Raw genomic sequence first — 16,467 nt, forward strand, 5'->3', positions numbered from 1 at the left:
GGATTTTGCATGAGCAACATCTCAGCCCGTTTAGCTGCTGAGCTAAACGCATCACAACAGCAAGTGAATGCTGCCACCGCACTACTGGACGAAGGTGCAACTGTTCCGTTTATAGCCCGTTACCGTAAAGAAGTAACAGGTGGCCTGGATGATACTCAGCTGCGGTTACTTGAGCAGCGCCTCGGTTATCTGCGGGAGCTGGAGGAACGCCGTGCCTTTATTATCAAAACCATTGATGAACAAGGTAAGCTCACTGAGCAATTAGCCTCAGAGCTAAACCAGGTACAAAGCAAAACCGAACTGGAAGATTTATACCTGCCCTACAAGCCCAAACGTCGCACCAAAGGCCAGATAGCCATTGAAGCAGGGCTTGAACCACTGGCAGATCTGCTGTTTAAAGATCCAGAGCAAACACCCGAGCTGGCTGCCGAAGCTTATATCAATGCCGACAAAGGCATTGGAGACAGTAAAGCAGCACTCGATGGCGCCAAGTTTATTCTGATGGAGCGCTTTGCTGAAGACGCAAAACTCCTGAGTAAATTCAGAAACCAGCTAAAACAGCATGGTTATATACAAAGCCGCGTGGTTCCCGGGCAGGAAGAGGCCGGCAGTAAATATCGTGATTACTTTGAACACGATGAAAAGCTGGTGAGTGTCCCCTCTCACCGTGCACTGGCCATGCTCAGAGCCCGTAACGAAGGCATTTTACAGCTATCTATTAATCCGGAGCCAGAGGCAGAAGATCCACAGCAGTACTGCGCACAAATGATAGCGGATCATTACGCCCTGGATGTGTCAGGGAGCGCTGCCAGCAGCTGGTTAATGACGGTTGTGCAGTGGGCCTGGAAAATCAAGCTGGCTACCCACCTTGAAAATGAAATGCTGGGTGCCACACGTGAGGCAGCCGAACAAGGCGCGATTGATGTGTTTGCTAAAAACCTCAAAGATCTGCTGATGGCAGCCCCGGCGGGCCCGCGTGTTACCATGGGAATCGACCCTGGCCTCAGAACCGGGTGTAAAGTGGCCATTGTCGACAAAACGGGCAAGTTGCTGGCAACGACTACCATCTATCCTCATGCGCCGCAAAACCACTGGGATAAGTCACTACGTACACTGGAACAACAGTGTCGTCAGCATAAGGTCGAGCTAATCGCCGTAGGTAATGGCACGGCGTCTCGTGAAACCGACAAACTGGCAGCCGAGCTACTTAAAGCAGCCAGCGAGCTGAAGCTGACGAAAGTTATGGTCAGTGAAGCAGGCGCCTCAGTGTACTCCGCTTCGGAGTTTGCCGCCAACGAGTTCCCGGACCTGGACGTCTCGCTGCGTGGTGCAGTGTCAATCGCGCGCCGATTGCAGGATCCTCTGGCCGAGCTGGTAAAAATTGAACCTAAGTCGATTGGTGTTGGCCAGTATCAGCACGATGTCTCACAAAGTCAGCTGGGCCAGACACTCACCACAGTTGTAGAAGACTGCGTAAACTCGGTCGGTGTAGATGTCAACACGGCCTCCGTCCCTTTGTTAACGCGCGTGTCAGGATTAAATAAAACTCTGGCAACCAATATCGTGAAATTTAGAGATACCAATGGCTCATTCAGCAACCGCAAACAGCTGAAACAGGTCGAGCGCCTGGGACCAAAAGCCTTTGAACAAGCAGCCGGTTTCTTGCGTATTGCCAATGGCGATGATCCTCTGGATGCCTCGGCAGTTCACCCCGAAGCGTACCCTGTGGTGAAAAGTATCTGTGGCAGCAATGCACTTGACGTCGCTGCTCTGATTGGTAATAGCGATGTACTCAGTAAATTGGATCCGGCAGATTATGTCGATGATAAGTTTGGAGTGCCTACCATCACAGACATTCTAGGTGAACTGGACAAGCCTGGTCGCGACCCGCGTCCTGAATTTAAAACCGCACAATTCAAGGCCGGCGTAGAAACCCTTGCCGACCTGAAAGTCGGCATGACGCTGGAAGGCGTGGTTTCAAACGTGGCGAATTTTGGCGCCTTTGTCGATGTTGGTGTGCACCAGGATGGACTGGTCCATATCTCAGCGTTAACCGACAAATTCATTTCAGATCCACGTGAAGTAGTCAAGGCCGGTGACATTGTTAAAGTTAAAGTCATCGAAGTAGACGTTGCCCGCAAACGGATCAGCTTTACTATGCGCCTGAACGATGAGATCCCGGCAAATCACGGACACAAGCAAAGCAAACCTGCCGCGCAAAAACCTGCTGGCAAATCTCAGCGTCCTGCGCAACGCAAAGAGCCTCGTCGTGATAATCGACGTGACAGTGGCAATGCCGCTATGGGTAATGCTTTTGCTGAAGCCTTTGCAAAACTGAAAAAATAATTGCTATAGAGGCAAAGAAATAAAAGCAAAAAAAACAGGCCCGCAAATGCGGGCCTGTGTCGTTTAACTGATTGGTGCTAATACCAATGCTATATCACCACGGATAACTGAGAGGCTTCTTTGGGCTGAGTCACATGACTATAAAAGCCCTCTATTCGCAGCGCCCGTGAGGCAATTTCAGGATCCCGCTCGATAGGCAGTGCCACTGCAAAGGGATCCACTTCTTCTTCCAACCGGGCGGACTCAGGTTGTTGCTCACTTAGCTCATCTTCATTCAGGCGACGAGTTTGATACCCCACGACTCGGTTGCCACTTTCATTTTCTTCTTCACCGCTGATAGATTGCTTAGCCAAATCCGCCTGAGCCTGCGCGATTTTAGCCGTAGCATCTGCGGCAATGGCTCTGTCAGCCCCCGACGGCTCTGCCGGTGCTAACGCTGCAGCACGGACAGTTTGCATTTTATCTATGGTTTCACGTGGATCCCCGGTTGGGGCAACATCAATCATGACTTCGCCACCGACTGCGTAGTTGTTACCATCGGGGCCACGCTGGTACTCATAGCTTGGTGAACCTGCATACTGGCCACCCACCCTGGCATGGGCTTCTTCGTGCAGCCGCACTTCCCGATCGCGGTCTTTAAGCTCTTGCAGCTGAGCCTGTTCAGCTTCCAGCTCAGCTTGTTCACGCTCGCTTAGCTCCTGAGAGTCTTGTTGTTCCTGCTGCTCCCCCTGATCCCCTTGCGCCCCCTCCTGACGTTCTTCGATGGTTTTACCATCTTTAAGCTGACCCGTACTGTCGTACAAGCCCGAATCATCCGCCGAGAACGACTTTTGTTTGTCACCGTCAGACAGCGGTTTGTTTTCTGTAAACGCAGGGGAGACTGGCGCGGGCTTTGGAATAACCTCGCGGAGCTGATTGTCACGTTGCGCCGTCTCAGTGTAGACGTTCGCCGTGTTTAGATTCATCGCCGGGGGTGGCGTTACTATGTTCATTACACTTTAATATCAATCAAAGTACCCAATACTTCATCGGCAGTACGAATGGTCTGTGCATTCGCTTTGGCATTAAATTCTGCTACTTTTAGGTCAACCACGGCCTCATCCAACCTGGGCACCTGCCCAACAGGTGCAGTGACACCTTCATTACCGGATGCGCCCTGAAGCTGACGTTGCTGTACAACCTGTTGTTCACTTTGCTGGTCCAGTGTTGCCTTGTTGATATCGGCTGCAGCTTGCGCGGCACTTTGGCGGGCAAACTCAAAACCCTGAACACCTGCATTGAGGATATCATTGACTGCCATATTTCGCCCTAAAGTTAGAAATTCTCCACCTAATTATTGCTTAATTTATAAACAAAATAAAGCCAGGGCGGCAAAAAATTGCCGCTTTTTTCGTTGTAGAAAACTAAAGAATTGATTTTAAATAGGTAACAAACTCTTCTTTGTGGGAGATAAACGGTGCATGAGAAGCTTTGGGGAAAATAAACGCCTTAAATTGCGGGTTGAGTGTCGCCATACGCTCAATCACATCGCTCGGCACCAGGGCATCAAGACGACCAAACAGTCCGAATACCGGCTGGTGAAGCGCCTCAAAATAAGCCCGGTAATCGCAGTTTTGCAGGGCATCCAGACCTAGTCTCAGTGCTTCAGGGTGCGGCGCTGGCAACTGAGATAATAACTGACGCAGCTGTTTTATATCATCCCGGGCATGTTCACTGCCCATCGCCTGAATCGCCAAAAATCGCTCTATGGTTTTGTCACTGTCACCTGCCAGTGCCTGTTTAAACCCAGCCAGCACTTTGGGCTTGATCCCGGGCCAGTCTGACAGTTCAACAAAGCAAGGGTTTGATGCCACCAGCACCAGCTTAGCGACCTTGTCCGGATAGCGATGCGCCAGATTTAGTGCCACCAGCCCGCCTAAAGACCAGCCGACTAACACGGAGTTCTCATTGAGGTCGCACGCTATGTCATCCGCTATGTCATCGAGTTTCTTATAATTTTGACGAAAAACGGCACCACCAAAACCCGCTAAATTGACTGCGCGAACCGGTAAAGGCTGTACCTGCTGAAGCTGTTCAATGCTCAGCTGCCATACCTGTTTATTCATACCCCAGCCGTGCAATAAGACAATCTCGCTTTGCATTTACTCACTTCCTCAACCAAACTTGACGCTATAATAGCGATTCAAGGATGGAAAGCAATGTCATTGTCCCGTGTACTCGCACAGGCACTGTTTCCCCGCTACTGTGCCTGTTGCCAATGCCCAATTGCTCACGCTGCTTTATGCACGCCCTGTTTAGAGGCACTACCGCTGTTTTTCCCCGAGGAGGGGAACCTGTTGTTGCGTGCAGATATCCAATCTCAGTTCAGTTTGCCTGATTGTGATGGCCTCATTGCCTGTGGCTGGTACCATGGGGTTTTAAAACGCTGGTTATGTGATTTAAAGCTGCGCCAGCGACGCCACGCAGCGGCTTTACTGCGTCAAGTCATCGCCTATCAGTGGCAGCACTATTGCACCGAGCAAGTGCCGGATGTTGATGCCGCCATTATTATCCCCCTACCCTGGCCCCGATTGATCAATCGGGGCTTTAATCAGGTAATGCAAACCTGGGGCAGCGTACTTAACGATCAGCTGCCGATCCTGCCGGTTTTGTCAAAGCGCATGACACCTACACAACAAACCTTGGATCGTCGTGCGCGATTATATAACCAGCGTCAGGCCTTTACTCTGGCAAGTGCTCTAACAGGCCGACGAATTTTACTGGTTGACGACGTGATCACCACAGGGGCCACTATCAATGCGGCTGCCCAGCTCTGCCGACGCGCCGGCGCGACTCAGATCTGGGCCTGTGCAACCTGCCTGACACCAGCTTAATGAATGGCCTGCGAGAAAAACAGCGCATTGTTAAACAACCGGCTGCTGCCATACCAGAAGCCACGAAACACCGGGTTATCCGGCATGGCGATTACCACCCCTTTACCATAGGTATCAGCCATCAGTGCAGACGATTGCGCTATCTGTGAGACGTTTTTCTCATCAGCATACCCCGCCAGCAAAGGCTGCGGCTGATATACAGCTACATCCCGAAAGGGCGCCTCGCTGGCCTGCAGCACCCAGGCACTGTTTTTGAAGACTGGTAACGTGCTGTTATCAAAGCCAAATGCAAGTGGGTGAGAAAGGTCCAACTGAGTGCCAAAAATAGCACCTGCAATACGCTGCTGAGCGGCCAGCTGCTCCTTATCTTTAAAACGCAGTCCCTGAGTGTCAAAGGTCGCGCGCAGGTCTTTCGTGCTGATGATCTCAGCCTTGAGCAACTGATGCTCAATCAGCCATTGAGCACCGCGTTTGTGCCCCCAGATCACGCCCCCTTTTTGGACCCAGCTGATAATGGCTGCCTGCGCTTTTTTGCTCAGCGCCGAATAACGTCCATCGGCCAGAACCAGGTGGCTATATCGACTCAAATCAACCCGCTCAAGACGGTCCAGCTCTATGATGCTGGGGGCTACCCCCACATGTCTGTCCAGGTGATACCAGATTTCGCCGACTTCATACTGACTGGTACCTTGCCCACCCACCAACAGCACTTGTGGCTTAAGCAGCGGCATCATCCGGCGCGAGCCCAAATCGATCCCCTCGGGCGTCAGACCTGAGCTGATAGTCTTCAGCTCTATTCCCAGTTTCCCTGCCTGTTCAGCCAGTACAGTTCGCCAGTTTTCCAGGTCTTGTAAGCCAGCCGGGATCACCACAGTACCCGCTTCAAACTGTTGCTCTCCCTGGTTAAGCCTAGCCTTGAAGGGCTGCAATGCAACGCGCGCTTCAATACCTTCTGTCAGCAAGCGGTTGAGTAACTTAGGTGCCAGATAATGCTGCCAGGAAAAAGCGTAGGCATATGCTTCAATGTCAGACGTTTGCGCCACAGGGCCGCGGCTTTGCCAACCTGACTCACTTACCTTGAGTCCCCAGCTGCTGGTGACCTGGGCAAAATCCAGATCGTAGGCATAGGGTAGTGTCCAGCCTGATACATCATAAAAAGTATTGTCTTTAAAATGTGTCTGCTTGCTAAACATGGCATTAATCAGACGCACCTGCGGCTGTGCCAGTGGTATATAAAGGTCGCCTACTTTAAACTGCCTGTCCTTGATTTTCATCGCCTTTTCCAGCTGTTGTACTTTTATCTGGTGCTGTCTGAGCAGCTCAACAAACTGCTTAAGCCGATAGGGATCCTGACCAGCCGATACCACATAACCCTGAAAATCCAGCTGTTTGGCTTCTTTTTCTGCACTGAAATAAAAATGCTGTTGATAGTCAAGCAGTGCCTGGCGGTTAGCCGCCGCGCCTTGCAAGGTAGATAACGAGGTGATCAACTGGTTTTTAATAGTCTGCGGGAAAGTCAGCAAACCGTTGATGGTTTGCTGTACATGACCACGACTGCTGGCCTGTTCAAACAATATGCCCACCGCACCATTGATATCCGGATAGGTGGACCCTTTGCCATAGTAAAAATCATCAAAGCTCTCCTGGGTAAAATACAGCTGTCCGGCCTGGTCCAGCGCATCGGCATGAAACTGGCCAATTGCCGCCGTTAAACTCTGATTGCGCTCTGGCGTCAGCGGGTGTGTGCGTGACGGGATCCCTGGCTGAAAGAAGTAACTGGAGTTCGGGCCCATCTCGTGGAAATCGGCCAGTACATTTGGTTTCCAGTCATGAAAGGCGGCGATCCGGGCGCGTGACTCTGGATGCTGCAACAACAGCCAGTCGCGGTTTAAATCAAACCAGTAGTGATTCGTTCTGCCAGACGGCCACCTTTCTACGTGCTCTCTGTGTTGAGGATCACTGGATAACACCACTCCCCGATGGCTGTTCGCCCAGCTGGCAAAGCGGGCCAGCCCATCAGGATTCAGTGACGGGTCAAGCAGGATCACGGTATCGCGTAACAGGGCGTCAATCTTCTCGCCCTGTGCCGCGGCCAGATAGTATGCCACCAGCATAGCGGTGTTGCTGCCCGAGGGTTCATTGCCATGCACACTGTAGCCAAGCCAGACAACCGCCGGAGCATCTTTGCGAGGCTGCGGCTGCTCAAGCGCGGCTAAATGAGCGCTTTTGACGGATTCGATATTATTCTGTCGTGACTGCTCAGTAATAGTCAGTAACACCAAAGGACGCCGTTCATGGCTGTACCCTATCGTTTTTATCGATACCCTAGGGCTGGCCTCTGCCAGCACGTTTAAATACTGAACCAACTGCTCGGGGCGTACATGCCACTCGCCCACGTCATAGCCTATCACCTCATGTGGTTTTGGGATGCTAGGGTTGAACTGGCTGGTGTCATCAAAATAAAAACTCAGGGGCCTGGCGCTGAGCTGTAAACTCAACACACACAGCACGATTAACAGGCGATGCATAAATACTCCGTTTATTCTGGCAATTTTTAACCAGCCAGTACGCTAGCAATCAGATTCCAGTTGCTGCAAATTTTTACGCCCAACACTAGCTACAACAAGATGAGGGGAGTATCATAGGGATTAACCGAGTAATTTAGTCAAGTATAGCGTAGATTATGATCACAATTTCAGAGACGGCTCAGTCACACTTTGCCAAGTTATTGGCCGATCAGGCCGATGGAACAAACATTCGCGTATTCGTCGTCAACCCAGGTACCGCTCAGGCGGAGTGTGGGGTGTCGTATTGCCCAGCCGATGCAATTGAAGACAGCGATATTCGCCTTCACTTTAATGGATTTGATGCCGTCGTCGACGCAGAAAGTGCGCCTTTCCTGGAAGAAGCTGAAATTGACTTTGTCACCGATAAAATGGGCAGCCAGCTCACCCTGAAAGCGCCGAATGCGAAAGCCAAAAAACTCAGCAACAATGCCTCTTTGGAAGAACGTGTTGAGCACATGCTGGTTACCGAGGTGAATCCACAGCTGGCCAACCACGGTGGTCAGGTTAGCCTGGTCGAAATCACGGCTGAAGGAATCGCCGTATTACAATTCGGTGGTGGCTGTAACGGTTGCTCAATGATTGATGTGACGCTTAAAGAAGGCATCGAAAAAGAAATGATCGCCAAGTTCGAGGAGATCACCGGCGTACGTGATATCACCGAGCACTCACGAGGCGATCATTCCTACTATTAATTTTGTATGCGACGTTTGATTTACCGCTTAGGGTCTCACCCTAAGCGGAGTCTGCGGTTTTTCCTCTGCGGGCTCGCGTTGTTTGCACTCAGCGCGACGCTGATTGTGCTAGGTTATTTCTATCAAGCCTGGCTCCAGCTGCCGGGCTTACTCCTGTTGGCGCTCGCACTGGGCGTGGCCGGCTATGGCTACCTGGGGATCTTCGCCAATCGCTTTTCGCAGGTGCTATCGGCGCGTGATTCAGCAAAAGCGGCGGCAAAAGAAGCATTTGAGGATGAAAAATAAGCTATCAACGCCTCTTTGCGGCACTCAACTGACTATCCGATGTATGGCCTACTTCAGCAATTGCTGTCTCACACTCAACTGTCGATACTTAATTACCAGCGTCACCCCTCTTAATCCCATAAAGCAACTCATGGCAAACCATAGTCCATGATTACCCCATTGCTGGACTAGCCAGAACGGTACAAAAAAGCCGAACATCGCAGAGAACATCATACTGTTGCGCATTTCCTTCGCCCGGGTCAGGCCGACGAATACGCCGTCAAACAAAAAACAGCTCGTCGCTATCACAGGCAGCACCACCAGCCAGGGCAGATACACCAATGCGGTATCAATGACCACCGGAATGTCGGTGAGTAAACCAATCACCGCCGGACCAAACAAGGCAAACACCAGGGTATACACCAGGGCAAAGCAACCAGCCCAGAAGCAGCTCAGCCGCACCCAACGCCTTAACATAACTAAGTCACGGGCACCTTTGGCCTGCCCGACTTTGGCTTCCACAGCATACGCGATGCCATCCATCGCAAAGCTCACCAGCATCAGAAAGTTCAGCAGCACCGCGTTGGCAGCCAGAATATCTTCGCCCAGCCTCGCGCCATAAAAAGTCATAAAGCTAAAACACAACTGCAGCATGAGGGAACGAATGAAAATATCGCGGTTAAGATGCAGCAGACGTTGCATCTCCTCTTTGTGTGGCACTTTAAACTGCCACTGCCAGCCTGCCCGCTTCAGCACCCCGCGCAGCAGATAACAAGACAGTCCCAGTGCTGAATAATCGGCAGCCACAGATGCCCAGGCCGCACCTGCAACGGCAAAGTCCAGCACCACCACAAACAATACATCCAGTACTATATTAACGATATTGGTAAACAGCACCACGTAGAAAGGACCGCGTCCGTATTGCATCCCCAGCATAAATCCGAGCATCACCAGATTCAGCATGGCAGCGGGCGCACTGAAGATACGAATGGAAAAGTATATCGCCGCTTGTTCAAAAACTTCAGGGGTGGCCGCGGATAGCGCCGCGACCAGGTCGAGTAACCAGGGCGTACTCGCTATCAGCAGCAGAGCAAACAACACGGCAAAGCTCATACTGGCCGACAACGACTGGAGCGCCCGCCTTGCGTCTTGCTGGCCATTTGCCTGTGCTATCTCCCCGGTGGTACTCATGCGCAAAAAACTGGCAAGCCAGAACAACAAGGCAATGCTGCCAGAACCCAGTGCTATCCCGGCAAGGTAATAGGCTTCACTCAGATGACCGATGACCGCCGTATCAACTAACCCTAACAGGGGCACCGAGATATTTGATAAAATCATCGGAGCAGCAATAGCAAGCAACTGGAAATGGTGAGAAGTATGCACGCGATTAAGTGGTTTCATGTTTTAGTTCTTATACTCGTTTTGTTCAACACCCGGGCAGGTCTGGCCGCGGTCATTCTACAGTATCATCATGTCAGTGAAAAACTGCCGGCCGTCACCAGTGTCAGTGAAGCCACTTTTCTTGAACACCTGACCTTTCTCAAAACAGAGCAGTTTAATGTGATTGCACTGGATAAGCTGATCACGCAACTGCAGGCAGGTAATGCACTGCCAGCAAAAACCGTCGCCATTACCTTTGACGATGGTTACCTGAACAACATGGAAACCGCAGCACCACTGCTTGAGCAATTTGGTTACCCCTACACGATTTTTGTTAATCCTAAGCTGATTGATGAGAAAAAGGGCTATGTAATGAGCTGGGAGCAGCTGCGCCAGCTGGCAAAACGCGGCGCATTAATTGCGAATCATAGCGCTCAGCACGACTACCTGCATCACACGCTGGCCGGAGAAAATCAGGCTCAGTGGCTCAGCCGGGTACGTGAGGATTTGCTCTGGTCACAAGCGCGGATCAAAGACGAGGTGGGCCATGACTTGCCTTATATCGCTTATCCCTATGGCGAATTTAACCGCCCTTTACAGGCGTTAGTCGCCGAGCTGAACTTGATCGGGATTGGACAACATTCTGGCGCCGTTGGACCAGACTCAGACTTTACCCGTCTGCCACGTTTTCCCGCTTCGGGCATCTATGCCAGCCTGAAAACCTTAAAAACCAAGCTTTATTCACTGCCGTTTTCACTGGCACAGGCTAAATATCAGGATTCGGTCACGGATAACCGCACACCCTCGATTACCTTGACCTTTAAAGAGATGGATTTTTACCAGAGCCAGTTCGCCTGTTTTGTATCAGGCGCAGGCAAAGCAGAGCTGGTCTGGCAGGGCGATAAAACAGTGACGATTACGACGCCAAAACCCTTATCGAATGGGCGTTCTCGCTATAACTGTACGGCACCTTCTAAAAAAGAAAGTGGACAATTTTACTGGTACTCACAACCCTGGGTGATCACTGACGCTTCACAGCGTTAAGCAGCTCCACCGTCACCTTAGACAGCGAGACCACCTTCTCGACCGCCTTCATTTCAACGGCGGCCCGGGGCATGCCCCACACCACAGAGGTCGCTTCATCCTGCGCCAGCGTTTTTGCCCCGGCCTCCCTGAGACGCAATAACGCTGCCGCGCCATCACTGCCCATACCTGTCAACAAGCCAGCACAGACGTGCTTTGCCCATGGTAACAAAGAGTCGAACAACACATCCACCGATGGCCGGTGCCGATTGACCTTTTCACTCTGACACAAGTGACACTGCAAGCGTCCTCCTTTTTGAACCACCTTGAGGTGCATATCACCCGGTGCAACAAATACCTGTCCGGGGATGAGCACATCTCCCTCCTCGGCTTCTTTGACACGGACCTCACAGCAGCGGTCCATCCTCAGCGCAAACGAGGTGCTAAAGACCGGTGGGATGTGCTGCGCAATTACAACAGGAGGACAGTGTTTAGGTAAACGTACTAATACTTCACGCAACGCTTCGGTGCCACCGGTAGATGCTCCCAATGCTAAAACGGCGCTACTTTTGAATTGTGCGTGCTGAGACACCGGAAGCTGTTGCACATCTTTGTCTGCCCGGAAGGCGTAGAGGTTAGCCTGGCGGGCAATACGAATTTTCTGATGTAATGTCTCGGCGTAGGCACTCAGCTGAGCAGCGACATTAGTGGTTGGCTTGGCAATGAAGTCAATGGCACCAAGCTCCAGCGCCTCAAGCGTTGCAGGCGAGCCCTGCTGTGTTAATGTTGATAACATGATCACGGGCATCGGGCGCAGGCGCATTAGGTTTTTAAGAAAGCTCAGCCCGTTCATCCTTGGCATTTCAATATCCAGGGTTAGTACGTCGGGGTTGAGCTTCTTTATCATCTCACGCGCTTCATAGGGGTCTTCGGCCGCCCCAACTACCTTGATGTCCTGGGCCAGCTCCAGAACCCCGGTCAATATCGCCCTGAGTGAAGGGGAATCATCAACTATCAATACCTTAATCATGCAATCTCTCTAAAACAGCTCAATATCAGTTTGTTTACCTTGCTCTTCAATATCATGCAGATACTTGACCTCGCGTTTCTCAATGGTGTCATTATGCATCTGACGCAACTTCTTCACCTGAGCTTTACCTGTCTGTGGGTGAAATACCACCTTACGCGGCCAGGGTCCGCCTACATCATGAGAAACTAACGTGAGGTTTTCTTCTTCCACATAAGCTTCAGCAAAACGAATATTACCGACACCAATGTCTGTCATAGAGCTAATGATTTTCCCACCACCAAACAGTTTTATTTTCAGGTTCTCTCGCCGGGCACCGTTTTTAATCACTTCGTTAATCAGGTATTCCATTGCCCAGTTACCATAGCGACAATTGAGGTCGTCGGCGTGAATGGCGGTCGCTCCCTTTACACCGGGCAGCATAAAGTGGTTCATGCCACCCACTTTGTGTTGCTCATCATAGATACACGCAGCAATACAGGAACCCAATACCGTAGAAATCAACTCATCACTCTTTGACACATAAAACTCCCCAGGCAGTACTTTAGCAACGACAGCGCCACGGCCTGAATCCCAGAATCGCTTAACATGGTCAAAACCATGTAACACAGGCTTAAACTGCTTCATATCTGCGCCGCCTTCTGATACATCGTCCTCCCCAGATTTCTAAATTCCAAGTGCTCTTTTCCCATCGTCTCAGAGTGACCGATAAATAAATAACCTTGCTCCGCCAGTAGTTGATAAAAGTTCTCAAACAGCCTGTCTTTGGTTTCTTTGTCGAAATAGATCAGCACATTACGACAGAAAATCACATCAAAGGGCCCCTTCATTGGCCAAGGTTCAAGTAAATTAAGGCGTTTAAAGTACACACTTGCCTGCAATGTCTCTTTAACTTTGTACTGAGTACCATCGGAGCTACACATAAACCACTTTTTCAAGTGCTCACTGTTCAGGCCAGTCACAGATGCACTGTTATAAATGCCTTCCTGCGCTTTATGCAAAACATTCGAATCCAGATCCGTTGCTAATACCTTAACGTCCCAGTCTGCTGGAAATGCATTTCTTATGGTCATGGCAATGCTATACGCCTCTTCACCCGTAGAGCAGCCTGCGGACCAAATTCGTACCCGTTTATCTGTTTTGTGTTTAAGCTTTAACTCAGGGATCACCTGTTGGTGTAAAAAGTCAAAGTGATGTGCTTCGCGAAAGAAGGAGGTGAGATTTGTTGTGATGGCATTGATAAAATGGCTAAACTCAGCATCAGGTTTCTCATTCAGGAGCGCCAAATACGCTGAAAATGAGCCTAACCCATTGGCTCTTATTCTGCGCGCAAGCCGTGAGTAAACCATGTCGCGTTTATGCGGTCCAAGCACGATACCACAGGTCTCGTAAACACGCCGAGATATACTGCTAAAGTCCTCATCCGTCATCAAAAACTCTTTCATATCCCTCCTCACCTATGCGCAATGAGACCAGACCGCCCGCAACTTGCCTTGTTACACGTGATCGGTATGTGATAATTCCGGTGAGTTAAGACGTGTCACTGTAACGGAGCTGACACTGGGTACGCGGTACAGCTCCACAGGGGTGCAAACAAACCAGAACTTTTAAAACTCTTCCCACTCCTCAGAGTCGTCGGCAAAACGATTGGCCTTGGTTTCTATGGGTGGTCGCGCACTGCGACTGTCCGGTGCCGACAAGCCCATGGCAGGCGAGCGGGCCTGACCATTCGTCGCTTGAGGTTTATCCGGGATAGCCTGATGGGCCGCAGGCGCTTCTCCAACTTTAAAGAAGTTCAGCATATTACGCATATCATTAGCCTGCTCCGCCATAGACTCACCCGCAGCTGATGCTTGTTCTACCAGTGCTGCATTTTGCTGCGTCATTTCATCCATCTGAGTAACCGCTTTATTTACCTGCTCAATCCCTGAACTCTGTTCGACCGATGCATCTGCAATATCGGAGATCATATCCGTGACGCGTCTGACGGACGCCACTATCTCTTTGAGCGTTTCACCGGACTCATTAACCAATAGCGTACCATCTTCAACTTTACTAACACTGTCCCGGATCAAATCTTTGATCTCTTTTGCTGCACCGGCTGAGCGCTGAGCCAGGTTTCGCACTTCGCCAGCAACCACGGCAAAACCCCGCCCCTGTTCGCCGGCCCGTGCAGCCTCTACCGCCGCATTCAACGCTAATAAGTTAGTCTGGAAAGCAATTTCGTCAATTACACTAATAATATCGGCGATTTTCTTACTTGAATCGTTGATTGCTGACATACTTTCTACTGCACGATTCACAACTTCTCCACCGCGCGTCGCTTTTTCACTGGTTTCTTCAGCCAACTCATTGGCTACCTTAGCATTGTCAGCGTTCTGACGAACCGTGCTGGTCATTTGTTCCATACTGGAAGCTGTTTCTTCTAACGATGAAGCCTGCTCTTCCGTGCGTTGGCTTAAGTCAGCATTGCCTTGCGATATTTCCTCCGCACCACTCGCAACCAAAGAGGCAGAAGCACTGATCCGCTCTAGCACATTGGTCAGTTTATCAGCAGTGCTATTGGCATCTTGTTTTAGCTTGTCAAACGCCCCCTGATAGTCCGTTTCAATACGCTGCGTGAGATCGCCTCTGGCGAGCGCATCTAGCATATTACCGGTATCGGTCACGGCGCCATCTACGCTTTCCAGCAAGCCGTTAAGCCCTTGGGTAAGGCGTAAATAGAACCCTCGCTTATCACCTTCATCCAGTCTGACTGACAAATTACCGGTACGGGCTGATTCGACTAATGTATTCACTTCCTGCTCAATTGCGACTTCACCAGTTCTATCGTCCCACTCGACGACGGTGCCCGCTCGCTCGCCAGAATCCGTAATTATGGGGTTGGCGACCAAGCCAAAGGTACGCCCGCCAACTTTGATTTCTGTCTGATAGGGCTTTGATAAGGTCTCTAACAGGCGTCTCTGGTGCGCCGGGTTGCGATGGAATACATCGATATTCTGCCCAATCAATTGATTACTATCGAAGTCTGGCAGATCCTTGCGAATATCCGATTCGGCGTTTCTCATCATGTCGAGCACCGCCTGATTCATATACACTATAGTGTTATTGGAATCTGCGATCATGGTATTGGTTTGTACATTGTCGAGTGCACAACGCACACGAAGGTTTTCATCGGCTGCTTTCAATGCTTTTTGCTCGGCAGCCAAACGCTCGGTTTTGTCTTCCCACTCAACCACAGTGGCAATACGCATCCCTTTTTGATCAAAAACAGGTGTGGCTATCAATCCAAAATTAAAGCCCGCAACCACAATGTCGGTGTTATAAACATCTGACAACTTACTCAGTAATCCGCGCTGATGCTGCGGATTCTCATGAAACACATCAATATTGGTACCAATCAAAGAGTCAGCATCAAAGCTAGGTAGTGCAGTGCGCAGCTGGGCCTGGTTGCGTCTGAGCATTGCCAATACCGATTCGTTCACATACACGATATTAAGATCTTCATCCGCCAGCATCACATTTGCCTGACAGACATCCAGAGCACGAGAAATTCGGGCATTATGTTCTGCCAGGTTTCTGTGTTTTGCTTCAGCAGCAAGCCACTGCGTCTGATCTTTCCATTCCACTAGTGTTGCAATTCGATGTCCCTCATCAAATACCGGGGTTGCAATGAGGTCAAATGAGAGCCCGGCAACCTTGATCCTGGTCTGATAGGTTTCACGCAGATTGGCCAGAATGTTACGCTGATGACTGGGGTTCTTATGGAAAGAATCAATATTGGTGCCAATCAGGCCCGCCACACTAAACCCTGGTAAGTCCTGCTGTAATTGTTGCTCGTTAACTTTGAGCATAGATTTTACGGAGTCATTGAGGTAAACAATATTCAGATCAGCGTCAGCCATCATAATATTGGCCTGACAACCTTTCAACGCCAGCAATAAACTTTGCGTATGGTCGTTGTGCTCTTGCTCATCATCTGAGACCTTTAAGGCTTGAAATAATTCAGGAAAATCTGTGAGATCTAACCCCTGTAATACATCCTGTTCCGCCACAGAAATGTGCGGCAATATGCGATAAACACAGCCAAGCTGGGCACTGAGCGCTGCTAACCCCATCCTTAGGTATCCCAGTGCAACCACAACTCCAAACAAAGGTAGCGCCACTGCAACCAGCTTCATGTTTTCAGAATCTGTGCCTCCGAGCTGCAGCCCCAGTACGATGCTGACCACCAGTATCACACCCGCTATGATGATTTTATTGTTTACACTACTTTGGATACTCTGACTATTCAT

14 protein-coding genes are annotated in these 16,467 nt (G+C 50.5%); 5 read left to right on the plus strand and 9 right to left on the minus strand.

The window, feature by feature from the left end; translation table 11 throughout:
* The first annotated feature begins 9 nt into the window (after positions 1-9).
* Positions 10-2,346: a Tex family protein gene (locus tag MHN33_RS22765; protein WP_239401643.1), complete on the plus strand. Its 2,337-nt coding sequence runs from the start codon at positions 10-12 to the stop codon at positions 2,344-2,346.
* 89 nt (positions 2,347-2,435) lie between these two features.
* On the opposite strand, the gene MHN33_RS22770 is transcribed toward MHN33_RS22765, so the two are convergent.
* The 3 genes from MHN33_RS22770 to bioH form a co-directional block, all read right to left on the minus strand.
* Positions 2,436-3,338 carry a putative metalloprotease CJM1_0395 family protein gene (locus MHN33_RS22770; protein WP_239401645.1) on the minus strand — a complete coding sequence of 301 codons (903 nt, stop codon included), beginning with the start codon at positions 3,336-3,338 and terminating at the stop codon, positions 2,436-2,438.
* A complete protein-coding gene (locus MHN33_RS22775; RefSeq protein WP_239401647.1) occupies positions 3,338-3,646 on the minus strand; it encodes a hypothetical protein in 309 nt (102 codons plus the stop codon). The genes MHN33_RS22770 and MHN33_RS22775 overlap by 1 nt, the downstream gene beginning before the upstream one ends.
* 103 nt (positions 3,647-3,749) lie before the next feature.
* Complete coding sequence (bioH, locus tag MHN33_RS22780) at positions 3,750-4,487, minus strand: pimeloyl-ACP methyl ester esterase BioH (protein WP_239401649.1); 738 nt, start codon at positions 4,485-4,487, stop codon at positions 3,750-3,752.
* Between the two features lie 57 nt (positions 4,488-4,544).
* Here bioH and MHN33_RS22785 point away from each other — a divergent pair, with 57 nt between their 5' ends.
* The gene (locus MHN33_RS22785) at positions 4,545-5,219 is read left to right on the plus strand and encodes a phosphoribosyltransferase family protein (protein ID WP_239401651.1); all 675 of its coding nucleotides are present in this window, start codon (positions 4,545-4,547) and stop codon (positions 5,217-5,219) included.
* Here MHN33_RS22785 and MHN33_RS22790 read toward each other — a convergent pair.
* Positions 5,216-7,747 (minus strand): M14 metallopeptidase family protein, encoded by a 2,532-nt coding sequence (locus MHN33_RS22790; RefSeq protein ID WP_239401653.1) that lies wholly within the window; start codon positions 7,745-7,747, stop codon positions 5,216-5,218. The genes MHN33_RS22785 and MHN33_RS22790 overlap by 4 nt on opposite strands.
* Before the next feature lie 155 nt (positions 7,748-7,902).
* Between MHN33_RS22790 and nfuA the strand changes: the two genes are divergently transcribed.
* Positions 7,903-8,478, plus strand: a complete 576-nt coding sequence (gene nfuA / locus MHN33_RS22795) for a Fe-S biogenesis protein NfuA (RefSeq protein WP_239401655.1) — start codon at positions 7,903-7,905, stop codon at positions 8,476-8,478.
* Between the two features lie 6 nt (positions 8,479-8,484).
* Complete coding sequence (locus tag MHN33_RS22800; RefSeq protein ID WP_239401657.1) at positions 8,485-8,763, plus strand: hypothetical protein; 279 nt, start codon at positions 8,485-8,487, stop codon at positions 8,761-8,763.
* A 48-nt stretch (positions 8,764-8,811) separates the two neighbouring features.
* On the opposite strand, the gene MHN33_RS22805 is transcribed toward MHN33_RS22800, so the two are convergent.
* Positions 8,812-10,080, minus strand: coding sequence for an MATE family efflux transporter (locus MHN33_RS22805; RefSeq protein WP_239401694.1), 1,269 nt, complete (start codon positions 10,078-10,080; stop codon positions 8,812-8,814).
* Between the two features lie 39 nt (positions 10,081-10,119).
* Here MHN33_RS22805 and MHN33_RS22810 point away from each other — a divergent pair, with 39 nt between their 5' ends.
* Entirely contained in the window at positions 10,120-11,166 is a 1,047-nt protein-coding gene (locus MHN33_RS22810) for a polysaccharide deacetylase family protein (RefSeq protein ID WP_239401659.1), read from the plus strand.
* Here the strand turns inward: MHN33_RS22810 and MHN33_RS22815 are convergent.
* The 4 genes from MHN33_RS22815 to MHN33_RS22830 all read right to left on the minus strand — a co-directional run bounded on the left by MHN33_RS22815 (position 11,144) and on the right by MHN33_RS22830 (position 16,467).
* Complete coding sequence (locus tag MHN33_RS22815) at positions 11,144-12,175, minus strand: chemotaxis response regulator protein-glutamate methylesterase (RefSeq protein ID WP_239401660.1); 1,032 nt, start codon at positions 12,173-12,175, stop codon at positions 11,144-11,146. The genes MHN33_RS22810 and MHN33_RS22815 overlap by 23 nt on opposite strands.
* 9 nt (positions 12,176-12,184) lie before the next feature.
* Positions 12,185-12,799: a chemoreceptor glutamine deamidase CheD gene (gene cheD, locus MHN33_RS22820; protein ID WP_239401661.1), complete on the minus strand. Its 615-nt coding sequence runs from the start codon at positions 12,797-12,799 to the stop codon at positions 12,185-12,187.
* Positions 12,796-13,617 (minus strand): protein-glutamate O-methyltransferase CheR, encoded by an 822-nt coding sequence (locus tag MHN33_RS22825; RefSeq protein WP_239401663.1) that lies wholly within the window; start codon positions 13,615-13,617, stop codon positions 12,796-12,798. Before MHN33_RS22825 ends, cheD begins: the two co-directional genes overlap by 4 nt.
* A gap of 162 nt (positions 13,618-13,779) precedes the next feature.
* Positions 13,780-16,467, minus strand: a complete 2,688-nt coding sequence (locus MHN33_RS22830; RefSeq protein ID WP_239401696.1) for a methyl-accepting chemotaxis protein — start codon at positions 16,465-16,467, stop codon at positions 13,780-13,782.

It is taken from the genome of Pseudoalteromonas sp. OOF1S-7 (assembly GCF_022347765.1).
Taxonomy (GTDB): Bacteria; Pseudomonadota; Gammaproteobacteria; order Enterobacterales; family Alteromonadaceae; genus Pseudoalteromonas.

What these genes read in the sequence shown, in the direction of transcription:
- MHN33_RS22765 (WP_239401643.1), top strand. Translation starts at nt 10, where the DNA reads ATGAGCAACATCTCAGCCCGTTTAGCTGCTGAGCTAAACGCATCACAA.
- MHN33_RS22770 (WP_239401645.1), bottom strand. Translation starts at nt 3,338, where the DNA reads ATGAACATAGTAACGCCACCCCCGGCGATGAATCTAAACACGGCGAAC.
- MHN33_RS22775 (WP_239401647.1), bottom strand. Translation starts at nt 3,646, where the DNA reads ATGGCAGTCAATGATATCCTCAATGCAGGTGTTCAGGGTTTTGAGTTT.
- bioH (WP_239401649.1), bottom strand. Translation starts at nt 4,487, where the DNA reads ATGCAAAGCGAGATTGTCTTATTGCACGGCTGGGGTATGAATAAACAG.
- MHN33_RS22785 (WP_239401651.1), top strand. Translation starts at nt 4,545, where the DNA reads ATGTCATTGTCCCGTGTACTCGCACAGGCACTGTTTCCCCGCTACTGT.
- MHN33_RS22790 (WP_239401653.1), bottom strand. Translation starts at nt 7,747, where the DNA reads ATGCATCGCCTGTTAATCGTGCTGTGTGTGTTGAGTTTACAGCTCAGC.
- nfuA (WP_239401655.1), top strand. Translation starts at nt 7,903, where the DNA reads ATGATCACAATTTCAGAGACGGCTCAGTCACACTTTGCCAAGTTATTG.
- MHN33_RS22800 (WP_239401657.1), top strand. Translation starts at nt 8,485, where the DNA reads ATGCGACGTTTGATTTACCGCTTAGGGTCTCACCCTAAGCGGAGTCTG.
- MHN33_RS22805 (WP_239401694.1), bottom strand. Translation starts at nt 10,080, where the DNA reads ATGATTTTATCAAATATCTCGGTGCCCCTGTTAGGGTTAGTTGATACG.
- MHN33_RS22810 (WP_239401659.1), top strand. Translation starts at nt 10,120, where the DNA reads ATGCACGCGATTAAGTGGTTTCATGTTTTAGTTCTTATACTCGTTTTG.
- MHN33_RS22815 (WP_239401660.1), bottom strand. Translation starts at nt 12,175, where the DNA reads ATGATTAAGGTATTGATAGTTGATGATTCCCCTTCACTCAGGGCGATA.
- cheD (WP_239401661.1), bottom strand. Translation starts at nt 12,799, where the DNA reads ATGAAGCAGTTTAAGCCTGTGTTACATGGTTTTGACCATGTTAAGCGA.
- MHN33_RS22825 (WP_239401663.1), bottom strand. Translation starts at nt 13,617, where the DNA reads ATGAAAGAGTTTTTGATGACGGATGAGGACTTTAGCAGTATATCTCGG.
- MHN33_RS22830 (WP_239401696.1), bottom strand. Translation starts at nt 16,467, where the DNA reads ATGAATAGTCAGAGTATCCAAAGTAGTGTAAACAATAAAATCATCATA.